Raw genomic sequence first — 13,535 nt, forward strand, 5'->3', positions numbered from 1 at the left:
CAACTGAATGGGAGTTATCCTTCTCAACATTGCACAACTATTTAACTAGAGGTACAGAACCATCTTTATACAGTGGTGCAGAGCATTGTATATAAGGAACACGTCAGCTTGGGCTGGCTTGCATTTGGTTTGTAGTGGCCAACTAAAACTGGCCACCGCGTTAGCGTTTATATTCATGCGGCCTGAGTGCGCTGTAATATCCCACGATATAGTCGGTAATTTTATGAGCTGCTTCGCTGAAGCTTATGTGGCCCGTTACCGGTATCCACTCGTTTTTCAGACTTCTGAAGAAGCGCTCCATCGGACTGTTATCCCAACAGTTACCATGCTGACTCATGCTTTGTTTGAACCGGTAACGCCACAGCAACTGTCGGAACTGGCTGCTCGTATAGTGGCTACCCTGATCGCTGTGGAACATCACTCCGGCTAGTTTACCACGCGTTTCCTATGCCATTTCCAGTGCTTTGATGGTCAGTCTGCTGTCCGGGGAGAACGACATAGCCCAGCCCACCGGTTTCCTCGCGAACGGATCAAGAACAACCGCAAGGTATGCCCAGCGTTTCCCGGTCCAGATATACGTCACATCGCCGCACCATACCTGGTTTGGCTCCGTTGCAGCGAACTGGCGCTCAAGATAATTCGGGATCGCAACATGCTCCTAACCCTCACGCTTATCCCTGTGCGTCGGCTGCTGACAACTGACCAGCCCCAGCTCTTTCATGGGCCTGCCAGCGAGCCAGCCCCCCATGCGGAAGCCTCTCTGGGTTGCCATGGTGGCGATACTTCTCGCGCCAGCGGCACCATAACTGATATTGTGCAGTTCATAAACCTGACTGCGCAATACCGTTCGTCTGCCGTCTGGCCTGTCAGGACGACTTTTCCAGTATTTGTAACTGCTGCGATGAACCCTGAACACGTGGCAGAGTATGGCCACAGGATAATGCGCTCTGAGTTTTCCGATTAACGAGAACTGTTCAGGGAGTCTGATATCAAGAGCGCTGTAGCCTTTTTTAATATTTTGTTTTCTATTTCAATGCGTTGTACCTTTTTCTTGAGCTCACGTATTTCGATTTGTTCCGGGGTTATGGGGGAGGGTTTTGGCGTTTTCCCCTGTCGCTCATCACGCAGTTGTTTTACCCATTTCGTCATCGTAGAAAAGCCGACGTCCATGGCTTTTGCTGCTTGCGCGGCGGTGTAATTTTAGTCGACAACCAGTTGAGCGGATTGGCGTTTGAATTCAGGACTAAAATTTCTTCTTTTTATTGGTGCACCCGTGTTGTTCTGAGGTGAGCATATCACCTCAGTTCAGATGGCCAAATTCAGTGTGCCACTACAAACAACCGGTATCTCCGAAGGGGAGTAGCTGGAGAAGCTTGACGCCCGCCTTAGCTATAGATTTTGCAATCAAGTCTGGACTGTCCAAAATAGCCATTTTTTAGGGTTTAAGGGAGTCCAGAATTGTCTGCAAATTAGTCCAGAATATTTTGCATCGCTACAGTGATGGCACTCTTCCCACGGGTCCGTAGTGCGATAGCCAAACGCCATCGCATTCGTCGTGTGGGTAATACTTGCTACGGCGTTGTTGTTTTACCTTTCACGACTCCCGGTTCGCCCCATCACCCGATGCCTTTTCACCTTTCCCGGGTTTGGCGTTCCCATTCCTTCAACCGTTTCTTAACCTCATCTTCCAGGCGTTCGCGCAGAAGCTGGTCCACATTAAGTTGATAATTTAACGCATCCCAGGAACCATACACCCGCAGCGGAATCGCGGTAGAGGTGAGCATGCTCACCAGTTGCTGATCACCTTTCCACCCTTGCAGCACACGAATTTGAAGGTTCACATCACACTGCCGTGCCGGCAAATTCAGCGTGCCGTCACCGGTCAGCGCCAGCAAATCGGGGTCTCCCGCCAGATTGTCAAGACGCAGATTGCCCCGGTTAAGGGTGGCGTTGGCGGTAAGCTGACGGACTTGTGAATAACGCTCGGCACGCTCCTCGGCCCCCACATTATTATTGGTACGCGTTACCGCTCGTTGTATTAACTGCGAAATATTAAGCCCTTCCAGTTTGGCGTTATCCAATGTTATGGCCGCCGAGCCTTGCCAGGCGCGCGCGAAGTCGTTCGCGGTAAAGTTATGTCCCTGCACTTTTCCCTGCAAAGAGAGCTGGCCGGTCAATGTCTGGGGTAAGGCAAGCGCTTTCAGCAGCGGGCCAAGGGCGACACGTGTAAGCTGCGGCTGCAAATGGAACACCGGCTGCTCACCAGTGGCGTCAAGCGTACCCGGCAGATTGAACGTCCCTTCGCCAAGCTTTCCGGTAAAGGTGTTTAAAGTGAGCTGCCCGCGGCGGTTGTCCGCCTTCACCTGTAAATCGGTCATCGTCAGACCGTGATAGATAACCTTTTGGGCGCTCAAGTTAAGCTGCCCGCTAAAATCATTGAGATTGGACAGGGCATTATCCGTCGGGGCGCTGTTGGCAATGACCGGCCGACCGCTGCCGGCGTTTTGGTTTTGCACCCGCGCCTCGTTGTCATCGGTGGGCGGCTGCAAACCCAGCAGCATATCCAGATTCAGGGTCTTCGCCGCTAAATTAAGTTGATATACCGGCTGTTCGCCCAGCCGGGCGCTTATCTGTCCGCTTAATTCACTGTCGTTAGCGCTGAAGGTTAACACACCAAGCGTCAAGGTTTGATTGACGGCGAAGTAATCGGCGTTGAAGGCTCCCTCACCTTCTATTCCCTGCTCCGGCAAGCCACTCGCACGTAGTCTGTAATTGAATTTATTCATGTGCGCGCTGACCTGACGCGGGTATTGACTCAGATCCAGACTACCGTTAAGCGAGACCGCCAAATCGCGCTGATCGCGATTAAGACGGCTGGAAAATTCGATACTCGCTTTGCGCGCATCGTCCTGTTTCATCTGCAAATTCAAATCGCGCAAATTAAGTTGCTCGTTGGCATCGCGCTGCCAGATAAGCAGACTGTCGGCGACCTGCAGGCTGCCGATATTCCACGACCAGCCGTTGCCTTCTTCAGGTTCCGGGGTGGCCACCGGCGCGATAGGCGCATTTTCAGGTTGCCGTGCCGCGCTGTCGGGGGTTAAGGTAATCACCGCGCCTTTCAGCATGACCTGCTTTACCAACAGTTGATGAGAAAGCAGCGGCCATAGCGCCACATCCAGGCGCATATTTTCCGCACTGACCAGGGGGACCGTTGCGCCGGGGGCGGTGAGTTTCATGCGGCCTGCGAGGATGCTTAATTGCGGCCAGGCATGCCAGCGCAAATCACCCTCCAGCGCCAGATGATAGCCGCTGCGCTGTTCTACTTGCGTGATCACATAGCTGCGGAAATCGTTGGGATTGATTAGCGCCACCATAGCCGTTAGTCCGGCCACCATCACCACCAGTAAAATGAACAGCGTCGTCAGTAATCTTCTCATACGGTCCTCTTTCGTTATAACCCGATGCCACAGGACTCCGACGATTCACTCCTTCTCAATCCGGCTGGCCCCGGCGCCTTGCTGATTGCGGTACTTGGCATCTTCACGCCGGTTATAGGGACGGGCCGCGTGACCGCTCAGCGGCTCAAAGCTCAGGGCGCCTATCAACATGCCGGGGCGCAGCGCCAGCGGCAACTTACCTGAATTATAGAACTCCAGCACGATTCTACCCTGCCAGCCGGGATCGATCCGGTGTGCGGTCACGTGTACCATCAGACCCAGACGGGCCAGGGAGGAGCGTCCGTCAAGCCAGCCGACCAGATCATCAGGCAGCGTAACCGATTCCAGGGTGACCGCAAGCGCCAGCTCACCCGGATGCAGGAAAAACGCTTCGCCTTCGGCCAGTTGGATTTCGTCGCTCATTACCCGGTCCAGCGCCGCGGTCACCTCATCTTTTGGCCCGCTAAGATCGATATACGCCGCGGTATGCCCCCGAAAAACCTGAAACTGGTTCCCCAGTCGCACATCCACCGTCGCCCCGTTAATCCTTTCTATTGGCGGGCGCGGCGCGATGTCCAGTCGGCCTTCATCCAGCCAGATCTCAATATCACGATCGCACAATCTCATCGCTTGTCTCTCCCTAAGGGCGTGAAGGCTGGGTTGCCGCTACAACGGCAACCGGTCAGGTCTCAAATACTACACGGGAATTATTCGAAAAACTGACTGATTTTCGCTTTTAAAATGTCGATGGCAATCCGATTTTTTCCGCCGCGCGGGACAATGATGTCGGCGTATTGTTTTGACGGTTCGATAAACTGCAAAAACATGGGGCGGACGGTACGCTGATATTGCTCAATAACGGAGTCCATCGATCGGCCGCGTTCATTAACGTCGCGTTTCATGCGGCGCATCAGGCAAATATCCAACGGGGTATCAACAAAGATTGAGAAATTCATCTCCTGACGCAGGCGTAAATCGGTGAGTAGCAGGATCCCTTCCAGAATGATGACTTTCTTTGGCCGCAGGTGGAGGGTTTCAGGACGACGGGTATGCTCGACATAACTGTAGACCGGCATTTCAATCGGCAAGCCGGCCTTCAGCATCTGGATATGTTGAAACAGCAGGCTGTGATCCATGGCGCTCGGATGGTCATAATTGGTTTTGATCCGTTCCGTCATGGTCATGCCGCTTTGATCTTTATAATAGCTGTCTTCGGGGATGATGCCGATATGCTCATCGCCGACCTGGTCGCACGACTCCCGATACAGCGTGCTGGCGATAAGACTTTTTCCTGAGGCGGATGCGCCGGCAATGCCGATAATAACGCACTGGTGGGGCTTGTCAGTCATACAATCAAAGGCCTGATAATCTGAGTATGCCTCGACGGTGAGGCAGCAATTTACGCGGCAATTATAGGGTGCGGGGCAAGTACACGCCAGCATTACCGGGCCGCAGGGCAGCACAGCGGGGTATTTTTTACCGCCGGTCATGCTTTGCGCCAGCCAGGTTAAGACTATTCATGCTGGAGCTGCTATTGTCATATGGGTAAAGTAGCCCGTCGTGGCCGTTGGGCCGGCTCTACCTTATAAGGGATCCCATAAGTTGGCATTGGTTTACTTTTTTTGGCGACAGCATGCTGTTATTACCTTGCGCGGGCTTAATTATGGGGGTTTTGCTGTTGAAAACGGATACCCGCCAGGCCTGCTAGCAATGGCTAATGCTGTTCTGTCTCGCCGGCGCCATTGTTTGCGCCTCGAAATTGGTCTTTATGGGCTGGAGCAGATAGCCCTTAGCGTGGCGTCGGTGACCAAAGTCTATACTTGCGATGACCTGCATCGTCCGTCCCCGGCGCTAAGGCCGGAGCGGGAAACGAAGCTGGCGCCCGCGAGTTAACCTCACACTTCGCACGCTAGCTATAAAACCTGGCGTGATAGGCCGTCAAACGGCCTTAAAAGCAATCTCGGTCGGGATCACTTCCCCCTGCCAGTAAAGTTGCGCCGCCACCTGGCCCGCGAGTTGACGATACATTTCGGTAAATTCACTTTCGGGGCGGCTTACCACCGTTGGCTCACCGCGGTCCAGATCCTCGCGCAGGCTGATATGCAGCGGCAGTTGCCCCACCAGCGCGCACTGGTACTGTTCCGCGAGCTTTTCCGCGCCGCCGGTGCCGAAAATCGCTTCAAGATGGCCGCAATGACTGCAAATACGCATGCTCATGTTTTCCACGATACCGAGTACCGGCACGCCGACCTTGGCGAACATCACAATGCCCTTGCGCGCATCCGCCAAGGCGATATCCTGCGGCGTTGTCACCACCAGCGCGCCGGTCACCGGAATATTCTGCGCCAGCGTCAGTTGGATATCGCCGGTGCCGGGAGGCATATCCAGTATCAGATAATCCAGCTCCGGCCACAGGGTATTGGTGAGCAGCTGCAACAGGGCTTTGCTGGCCATGGGACCGCGCCAGACCATGGCATTATCTTCGGTCACCATGTAGCCGATGGAGTTTGTCGCCAGACCGTGGGCCATAATCGGCGTTATATGTTGCCCGTCCGGCGACGTGGGTCGCTCGTGGGTGGTGCCCAGCATGGTCGGAATCGAGGGGCCGTAGATATCCGCGTCCAGAAGCCCGACGCGCCCGCCTTCTGCCGACAGCGCCAGCGCCAGATTGACGGCGGTGCTGGATTTGCCCACGCCGCCTTTGCCGGAGCTGACGGCAATCAGATTGCGCACGCCGCTTACCCCCGTCTGATCCTTGACCCGTTTCATAGTGGCAATATTGTGTATCAGCTTCCAGTCGATGGCGGTGGCGCCGGTCAGGCGTAGCAGCTCCGCGCTGACGCTTTCCTTAAGCTCGGCAAAACCGCTTTGCCAGGCAAACGGCATGACCAGCTCAATGTGCAGCGTGCCGTCAAGCAACGCGCTGTGATGTAACGCTTTTAACACGGTTAAATCGCGTTTCAGCGTCGGGTGTTTGAAAGCGCCCAGCCCGCGGCTTACTTGCTCGCGCAGCGCTTCAGGGGTGGTTTGCGGCGTAAAAGGATTCATCCCGGCTCCTTTGGGTTTTGTTTAGAGGATGAGTAACCATTAGCCTTAGCATAACAGAGCTCATCCACCACGGCGGAAAAAAAGTTCACCGCCGTGATGACAGGCATGCCGCTTGTTTACGTGAGGCATCGCTATCGGTTACCATCGGCTGCCCTTATGACACTTAACGAAAGCCTATTCCTACCATGACTCAAGTCGCGAAAAAAATATTGGTAACCTGTGCGTTACCTTACGCTAACGGTTCCATCCATCTCGGCCATGTGCTCGAGCATATTCAGGCGGATATCTGGGTCCGTTATCAGCGAATGCGCGGCCATCAGGTTTATTTTATTTGTGCTGATGATGCTCACGGCACGCCAATCATGCTTAAGGCGCAGCAGCTGGGTATTGCGCCGGAAGAGATGATCAATAAAATGAACCTGGAGCATCAGACGGATTTTGCCGGCTTTGGCATCAGCTACGATAACTACCATTCTACCCACAGCGAAGAGAATCGGCAGCTGTTGAGCTTGATTTACCAGCGTTTGAAAGAAAACGGGTTTATTAAATCGCGGACCATTTCCCAGCTGTTTGATCCCGAAAAAGGCATGTTTTTGCCCGATCGCTTCGTGAAAGGCAGCTGCCCGAAATGCCATTCCCCCGATCAATACGGCGATAACTGCGAAGTCTGCGGCGCCACCTATAACCCGACGGATCTCATCAATCCGAAATCGGCGGTGTCGGGCGCCACGCCGGTCATGCGGGAATCGGAACACTTCTTCTTTGATTTACCCGCTTTCAGCGAAATGCAGCGCGCCTGGATGCGTTCCGGCGCGCTGCAAGAGCAGGTGGCGAACAAGATGCAGGAGTGGTTCGAGTCAGGGTTGCAGCAGTGGGATATTTCCCGCGATGCGCCTTACTTTGGCTTTGAAGTGCCGGAGGCGCCGGGCAAATATTTCTATGTCTGGCTGGATGCGCCGATCGGCTATATGGGCGCGTTCCAGAACCTGTGCCAGAAGCGCAGCGACCTCCGCTTTGATGAATTTTGGGATGTGGATTCCAAGGCCGATCTTTGCCATTTCATCGGCAAGGACATCGTTTATTTCCACAGCTTGTTCTGGCCGGCGATGCTCGAAGGCAGCCATTTCCGCAAACCGACCAATTTGTTTGTGCATGGTTATGTGACCGTCAACGGCGCCAAAATGTCCAAATCGCGCGGCACCTTTATTAAAGCCAGCACTTATCTGACGCACCTGGATGCAGACTGCCTGCGCTATTACTATGCCGCTAAACTGTCGTCGCGCATTGATGATATCGACCTTAACCTCGAAGATTTCATCCAACGGGTCAACGCTGATATCGTGAATAAAGTCGTTAATCTGGCCGCGCGCAACGCCGGCTTTATTAATAAACGCTTCGATGGGCAGCTGGCGGCGACGGTGGCCGATCCAGCGCTGTATGCCACTTTCGTTAATGCCGCAACGTCCATAGGCGATGCGTTCAGCAGCTGCGAAACCAGCCGCGCAATCCGCGAAATCATGGCGCTGGCGGATTTGGCCAATCGCTATGTCGATGAGCAAGCGTCCTGGGTGGTGGCGAAACAGGAGGGTCGCGAGGCGGATTTGCAGGCTATCTGTTCAATGGGTATCCAGCTATTCCGGGTGTTGATGACCTATTTGAAACCGGTTCTGCCTTCGCTGGCAGAGCGGGCTGAAGCCTTCCTTGCTACCCCACTTGACTGGGACGACCTGTCAGCCCCGCTGTTGTCGCATCGCATCCGTCCGTTCAAGGCGCTGTTCAGTCGCATTGAGGCAGCCCAGGTAGAGGCCGTGATCGAGGCATCGCGCCTGGAAGCGGCGCCTGCGGGCGCGCTGGCCGAGGCCCCTATCGCCCCCGCGATAAATTTTGATGATTTTGCCAAGGTGGATATGCGGGTGGCGCTGATTAAGCGCGCCGAGTCTGTCGAAGGATCGGATAAATTGCTAAAACTCACGCTCGATCTCGGTGGCACCAGCCGTCAGGTATTCTCCGGTATCCACGTGGCCTATCCCGATCCACAAGTGCTGGAGGGCCGCCTGACGATCATGGTAGCCAATCTGGCACCGCGCAAAATGCGCTTTGGCATATCGGAAGGGATGGTGATGGCCGCCGGCCCCGGCGGCAAGGATATCTTCCTGCTCAGCCCGGATGCGGGTGCGCTGCCCGGCATGCCGGTAAAATAACCCGCGCTGTACATTCCCGGAGGGCAATGTACCCAAGCCCTCCCCGGGGTATTCTCTCCGCTTCCCCTTCGCCGTTTCCTTACCGCCCCGCCAGGGGGCATTTACCTGGTCTTATTCCTGCCCACCGCTAAGCGTGGTGATGGTGGGCACCCATCCCTTGTCCCCTTTTTTGTTGGCCGGCATTTTGAGCCTGCTTGCAACAGTGCTGCTCGGCAAAGCAATGCCGGGTTTCGGATCGCCGCCGGTAAATCTTGAAGATCAACGCCCGCCCGCGGAACGTCAGACGCCGAATTTTCGCCAAACCCTGACCATTCTGCATCAAGACCGCAGACTTATCTGGTTCACACCCTTGGCGGCACTTTAGGCAGTCTGGTGGCCAGTCATTTCGCCAGCGCATTTCGCAATATTTGATGGTGGTCTTCGATCCTGACTTTGCCTATAAGGTGGTAGGGATCATTTTGCCGGTTAACGCAACCATCGTCGTGACGTTGCAATATCTGGCCAGCCGCCATATCACGCGCGGCGCGCTCATGAAATGGCTGGCCGTCGGCAGCCTGTTTTTTCTGATAGGACTGACGGGGATTATTTTCGCCCAGCGCGCGTTACCGATGTGGGTGCTTGCCGTCGCCATCTTCTCGCTGGGAGAGATTATTATTATTTCCGTGGAATATATAGTTGTCGATTTTATCGCACCGCCGCATCTAAAAGGCAGTTATTACTGCATGCAGAACCTGAGTAGCCTGGGCGGCGCGGTCAATCCTTTATTGACCGGGCTGTTATTAACCTACACGCCCCCGGTGACCATCTTTGGCCTCTTGATGTTGGCCACGCTGTTAAGCCTGTGGTTCTTTTACCGGGGGTTTCATCTGGCGCCGCGCAGCGCTGCCGGCTAAGGGCGCGCCGCGACCCTGGCCGCCGCTCGGCGACGGGGTATCGGCTGACGATTGCGGCCGCGCACAGGCGTGCGCCGTCACATTGACGGAAAGTCGGAGCGCATTCTCGCCAACGTCGCGCGGTTGTCTGCATCCTCGCTAAGATATCGGGTATGCCGGCTGTCAGCGATAGCAGCGCTTTACCGGTGACAACTGGCGCTTTTGCGCCGCACGCCTTCTGCAACCGTTGTGCCTCTCCCTTAACAACCTAGGTTAATCAAGGTTAAAACGAACGGATTACAATCGTCGTTTTTCTTATTAACGCAATCATGGATGATTTTATGATTGTGGGGTGGCAATCATTTCTGGACTCTTAAGTTAAACGATGGGTTAGCCGGAAGCCCTTTAATGACGCGGCTTACAGAGATTTTACAGATTCTGGACTCGTCGCAAAAAAATGGGCAAAAAATGATTTTTTTGCACTAAATTCTGGACTCGAATGACTGTGGTTTGAGCAGATTTAAAGGTAGTTCAAACGCCTTTTGGGCATCCATTAGATATATGTAAATTAGGTTAAAAAATACTAGTAAATCATAAAAATAATGAAATGAGATAGATAATGGCCTAATTTTTATTTAGGCCGCTCCACTTTTCTTACAGTTTAAGCTTGCCACATCTTCTACTGCACACTCTTCAGATACCGCCCCCTTTTTAGCTTCGTGTAGGGCTATCAGACGTTCTTTTTCTTCTTTTGGAAGTTGGAGTAACAGGCTATCTAAGTCATCTTTACGTCCTGATAACGCCAATACACCCTTTGCCCCTTCTTGCAAAAGCAGGCTTATTAATACCTCTAAATCTTTTTTATGCAGCGACTTATAAATTATATGCCAAGTAGCTTCTAAAGGATTTTTTATTAGGCTTTTCTCGTTAATCGACTGAATCTCGCTAGTTGAGGCCACTTCTTTTTGAGTGCATGATGAACCAAATGCAAGCCAGCCCAGGCTGACGTGTTTTTTATATGCAATGCTCTGCACCACTGTAAAAGATGGTTCTGTACCTCTAGTTAAATAGTTGTGCAATGTTGAGAAGGATAACTCCCATTCAGTTGCAGCAGCTCTGGCGCTTCTATTGCCCATAAGTTGTTTAAGGCGTGCGACAAAATTTTCTTTTCCATCCATATCAAAAGCAAAATTACTTGTTTTCTTCTTCCTCATTTTCTTTTCTCTATAACTTATTGATTATATTTAATAAAATACAAAAAATATCTCTTATATGAGGCGATCAGAAAAGAAAATTCATTATTTGCTTTACTTGTCTTAAGTTTGAGATGTCATTGCTGTATGGGTGAGCCCCATGACTTACCCGCATGGTTAACTCTTTAGGGTAATCGAATGATAAATAGAAATGAAGTGAATCATCGTGACTGGCACCAGATTGATATCGGGGCTTCCCTGCACAAGAAGGGGATCACCATGCAAGATCTCTCCCGCGGCTCGGGGCTGGCGTCCAGCACGTTAAAAAACGCGCTGTATCGTCCCTATCCCAAAGGTGAACGCATTATCGCTAATGCGCTCAATGTGGATCCGGCCAGCATTTGGCCGAGTTGTTATATGGGCAAGGTGTCGTAATTATGTTTGTTACGGTGAGTGAGTGAGTCGGTTTACCCGGATTGCCTGGCACCTTGCAGGGACTTCGCTGGTCATTGAATAAGCGGACTGCAAATTCACCCGATTTAGTCCGTAAGCGTTCAGGCACCAAGGCTTTCGAGTACCACATCGATTGTTTGCCGGAACAAACACGCGAGATCATCAAACAACGGCACTATACCCTGATTGCGCAATCCCCGGCCCAGCCGGTTGATGAGTCGGTCAAGCGCAGTACCGCCATCAAGTCGCGCGATGAGCTGGCGATCATGCGTCAGTCCGGCCCCGCTCGAGCGCAAGGTGCAGGCTCTGAACGATCAGCAGAAGCAGATTGCCGGTGCGCGCATGATGCTGGTACAGGAAGTGGTCCGGTTACAGCAGGCCGGCATGACCCGTATTGCGGCGGTGACCTTTATCGTCGATGAGTCAAAGGCCGGCACATTGCCCGAGGCCCTGCAGCGCGCCGCCACGCTGGCTAACGCCAAAAAGGGCCGCACCCCCGGCAAGGGGTGAGCAAAAGCAGCCTACAGGAATAAGTGAGTCTCTATTTCAGTGCTGAGCGGCCCCAGGAGCGTCTGGCGATACTGGCTCCCGGGGAAGCTGAAGACAGCAGTGCCCCGAGGACATGACGTGGTTCTACGCCCTGTTCTGGCCGCATTATGCCCGACCCTGTGGCCCGACGCTGCTGGAAGCCTACCGCGCATTTCAGGCGGACTGGCAGAGTAAATACCATGACCAGCCTGCCATGCTGGCGGCCCTGCCGACCTACGACAAGGCCAATCGCATGGTCAAGCGGGTTGCACCCAACCGAAGGGTCAAGGGCCGGGTCACCGGCTCGGCGCTCAAGGCGTATCAGGTGTACCAGCAGCGGGATTGGGCGCAGATGCGGGTAAAATGGCTGCTAGATAGCCGGCGGCAAGTCGCTGAACATGAAAGTGGCGCATCTGATACACAGGCGGCCCTTTACCCCAAAGCTGACTTTGGTGCTCGACGGGCGTACCCGCTATCTGGTGGGCAGGAGCCTGTCACTGGCAGAAGAAAACGCCATCGCGGTAGCGGATGCGTGGCGTTATGGCATCCAGCACCACGGCAAGCCGCTGTTTGCCTACTCCGATAACGGCGGCGGCGAGACCAACAAGATGCTGGATGCGGATATCACCAGGATTTTTCCCCGGCTGGGTATTGAGCATATTACCGGTATCCCCGGTAGCCCGCCGGCGCGGGGCATTATCGAGCGGCTGAACGGCGTGCTGCCACGCAGGCTGGCCCTGCGCTTTCAGACCTATAACGGGCTAAGCGCTGACCCCAACGGGGCGCGGGTGCAGGGAAAAAAACTGCTGAGTCTGTCGAATGCCTTACGTCAGGGGAAGGAGCTGAACGCCACGCAGCAAAAGACGTAGGCGATATTGCCCAGCTGGCGGCAGCTGATAGACGCTATCGAGGAGGAGGTGCAGCGCTGTAACCACAGCCACGAGCACAGCGCCCTGCCCAAGGTCAACGGTAAATCGATGACGGCGGCCGCTTACCGCAAGGCCCTGCTGGCTGAGGAAGGGGACAATATTGAATACCTGACGCTAGGCAAGTTGCGCGAGATGTTTATGCCGGAAGAAAAACGCATGGCCCAGCGCGGTTGGGCTGAACTGCTGAATAAGCCGTATTTTGCCAGAGAGCTGATTGAGGTAGACCGCCAGACGGTGCGGGTGGCTTACGATATCCATAATCCTAATGAAGTGATTATTCGCCAGATGGATGAAGCTTATCTCTGTACTGCGCTATGGAATGGCAATACTGCCTCGCTGGTGCCGGTCTCCAGAGTGGAAAAAGCGCTGGGAGCACGCGCCAAGCGTCGCATCAAACTCGCCGAAAGCAAAATTCAGAATGCAAAAGACGAATTACGCCCGGTGATTGATGCACCCAGGAAGAGCGATTACAGGCTGCTGATACCCCAGGTATTGGCACCTGAAAAAGACAAGGTGCATTTATTTGAATCCGAATATGAGCACGATATCAAGAAGGTCGGTAATAACCGGTAAGGATATATTGTATGACAACGCGAGAACGTATTTTCCAGCTGATGGCGCGGTCAGGCTACACCCAGCGCAAGGCGGCCGATAAAACCGGATTAAGCGGCGCGACCATTTCACAATATTTAAAGGGGGTTTACAACGGAAATATTGATAACGTTGTAGTGGCCAACTAAAACTGGCCACCGCGTTAGCGTTTTTCTAGTATCTATTTTCTGATTCGTTTGGTGGCAACCCACCGTTATATTTATGCGGCCTGAGTGCGCTGTAATATCCCACGATATAGTCGGTAATTTCATGAGCTGCTTCG

Annotated in this window: 14 protein-coding genes and 2 pseudogenes; 10 read left to right on the plus strand and 6 right to left on the minus strand. The window is 53.7% G+C overall.

Going from position 1 to position 13,535, the window contains the following annotated elements; all coding sequences use genetic code 11:
• Positions 1–160: 160 nt before the first annotated feature.
• The 4 genes and pseudogenes from ACTBDU_RS13075 to udk form a co-directional block, all read right to left on the minus strand.
• Positions 161–1,263, minus strand: a pseudogene (locus ACTBDU_RS13075) (IS3 family transposase).
• Positions 1,264–1,631: 368 nt separating this feature from the next.
• Positions 1,632–3,437 (minus strand): outer membrane assembly protein AsmA, encoded by a 1,806-nt coding sequence (gene asmA, locus ACTBDU_RS13080; RefSeq protein WP_438806758.1) that lies wholly within the window; start codon positions 3,435–3,437, stop codon positions 1,632–1,634.
• 45 nt (positions 3,438–3,482) lie between these two features.
• Positions 3,483–4,064, minus strand: coding sequence for a dCTP deaminase (gene dcd, locus ACTBDU_RS13085; protein ID WP_438806759.1), 582 nt, complete (start codon positions 4,062–4,064; stop codon positions 3,483–3,485).
• Between the two features lie 80 nt (positions 4,065–4,144).
• Positions 4,145–4,786, minus strand: coding sequence for a uridine kinase (gene udk, locus ACTBDU_RS13090; RefSeq protein WP_438806760.1), 642 nt, complete (start codon positions 4,784–4,786; stop codon positions 4,145–4,147).
• A gap of 361 nt (positions 4,787–5,147) precedes the next feature.
• On the opposite strand from udk, the gene ACTBDU_RS13095 reads away from it, so the two are divergent.
• A complete protein-coding gene (locus ACTBDU_RS13095; RefSeq protein WP_438806761.1) occupies positions 5,148–5,330 on the plus strand; it encodes a hypothetical protein in 183 nt (60 codons plus the stop codon).
• A gap of 45 nt (positions 5,331–5,375) precedes the next feature.
• On the opposite strand, the gene apbC is transcribed toward ACTBDU_RS13095, so the two are convergent.
• On the minus strand, positions 5,376–6,485 hold the full coding sequence (gene apbC, locus ACTBDU_RS13100) for an iron-sulfur cluster carrier protein ApbC (RefSeq protein ID WP_438806762.1): 1,110 nt from the start codon (positions 6,483–6,485) through the stop codon (positions 5,376–5,378).
• Between the two features lie 185 nt (positions 6,486–6,670).
• On the opposite strand from apbC, the gene metG reads away from it, so the two are divergent.
• From metG to ACTBDU_RS13115, 3 genes are all read left to right on the plus strand, one after another.
• A complete protein-coding gene (gene metG / locus ACTBDU_RS13105) occupies positions 6,671–8,686 on the plus strand; it encodes a methionine--tRNA ligase (protein ID WP_438806763.1) in 2,016 nt (671 codons plus the stop codon).
• A 133-nt stretch (positions 8,687–8,819) separates the two neighbouring features.
• Complete coding sequence (locus tag ACTBDU_RS13110; RefSeq protein WP_438806764.1) at positions 8,820–9,050, plus strand: hypothetical protein; 231 nt, start codon at positions 8,820–8,822, stop codon at positions 9,048–9,050.
• 46 nt (positions 9,051–9,096) lie between these two features.
• Complete coding sequence (locus ACTBDU_RS13115) at positions 9,097–9,579, plus strand: hypothetical protein (protein ID WP_438806765.1); 483 nt, start codon at positions 9,097–9,099, stop codon at positions 9,577–9,579.
• Between the two features lie 614 nt (positions 9,580–10,193).
• Here the strand turns inward: ACTBDU_RS13115 and ACTBDU_RS13120 are convergent.
• On the minus strand, positions 10,194–10,772 hold the full coding sequence (locus tag ACTBDU_RS13120; protein WP_438805337.1) for a transcriptional regulator: 579 nt from the start codon (positions 10,770–10,772) through the stop codon (positions 10,194–10,196).
• Between the two features lie 177 nt (positions 10,773–10,949).
• On the opposite strand from ACTBDU_RS13120, the gene ACTBDU_RS13125 reads away from it, so the two are divergent.
• From ACTBDU_RS13125 to ACTBDU_RS13150, 6 genes and pseudogenes are all read left to right on the plus strand, one after another.
• Complete coding sequence (locus ACTBDU_RS13125; protein WP_438806766.1) at positions 10,950–11,186, plus strand: helix-turn-helix domain-containing protein; 237 nt, start codon at positions 10,950–10,952, stop codon at positions 11,184–11,186.
• 41 nt (positions 11,187–11,227) lie between these two features.
• A pseudogene (locus ACTBDU_RS13130) lies at positions 11,228–11,416 on the plus strand (hypothetical protein); the annotation flags it as partial.
• Between the two features lie 85 nt (positions 11,417–11,501).
• Positions 11,502–11,714, plus strand: a complete 213-nt coding sequence (locus ACTBDU_RS13135; RefSeq protein ID WP_438806770.1) for a hypothetical protein — start codon at positions 11,502–11,504, stop codon at positions 11,712–11,714.
• Between the two features lie 416 nt (positions 11,715–12,130).
• Complete coding sequence (locus tag ACTBDU_RS13140) at positions 12,131–12,601, plus strand: hypothetical protein (RefSeq protein WP_438806767.1); 471 nt, start codon at positions 12,131–12,133, stop codon at positions 12,599–12,601.
• Positions 12,602–12,607: 6 nt separating this feature from the next.
• Positions 12,608–13,234, plus strand: coding sequence for a Mu transposase C-terminal domain-containing protein (locus tag ACTBDU_RS13145; RefSeq protein ID WP_438806768.1), 627 nt, complete (start codon positions 12,608–12,610; stop codon positions 13,232–13,234).
• Positions 13,235–13,245: 11 nt separating this feature from the next.
• The gene (locus tag ACTBDU_RS13150) at positions 13,246–13,401 is read left to right on the plus strand and encodes a helix-turn-helix domain-containing protein (protein WP_438806769.1); all 156 of its coding nucleotides are present in this window, start codon (positions 13,246–13,248) and stop codon (positions 13,399–13,401) included.
• Positions 13,402–13,535 lie beyond the last annotated feature (134 nt).

This window comes from Sodalis sp. (in: enterobacteria) (assembly GCF_051710625.1).
Lineage (GTDB): Bacteria > Pseudomonadota > Gammaproteobacteria > Enterobacterales > Enterobacteriaceae > JBPESN01.

Bases quoted from the DNA above. Each gene is read 5' to 3' on its own strand.
- dcd (WP_438806759.1), bottom strand. From the start codon at position 4,064: ATGAGATTGTGCGATCGTGATATTGAGATCTGGCTGGATGAAGGCCGA.
- ACTBDU_RS13115 (WP_438806765.1), top strand. From the start codon at position 9,097: ATGGTGGTCTTCGATCCTGACTTTGCCTATAAGGTGGTAGGGATCATT.
- apbC (WP_438806762.1), bottom strand. From the start codon at position 6,485: ATGAATCCTTTTACGCCGCAAACCACCCCTGAAGCGCTGCGCGAGCAA.
- ACTBDU_RS13140 (WP_438806767.1), top strand. From the start codon at position 12,131: ATGAAAGTGGCGCATCTGATACACAGGCGGCCCTTTACCCCAAAGCTG.
- metG (WP_438806763.1), top strand. From the start codon at position 6,671: ATGACTCAAGTCGCGAAAAAAATATTGGTAACCTGTGCGTTACCTTAC.
- asmA (WP_438806758.1), bottom strand. From the start codon at position 3,437: ATGAGAAGATTACTGACGACGCTGTTCATTTTACTGGTGGTGATGGTG.
- ACTBDU_RS13150 (WP_438806769.1), top strand. From the start codon at position 13,246: ATGACAACGCGAGAACGTATTTTCCAGCTGATGGCGCGGTCAGGCTAC.
- ACTBDU_RS13095 (WP_438806761.1), top strand. From the start codon at position 5,148: ATGGCTAATGCTGTTCTGTCTCGCCGGCGCCATTGTTTGCGCCTCGAA.
- udk (WP_438806760.1), bottom strand. From the start codon at position 4,786: ATGACTGACAAGCCCCACCAGTGCGTTATTATCGGCATTGCCGGCGCA.
- ACTBDU_RS13120 (WP_438805337.1), bottom strand. From the start codon at position 10,772: ATGAGGAAGAAGAAAACAAGTAATTTTGCTTTTGATATGGATGGAAAA.
- ACTBDU_RS13125 (WP_438806766.1), top strand. From the start codon at position 10,950: ATGATAAATAGAAATGAAGTGAATCATCGTGACTGGCACCAGATTGAT.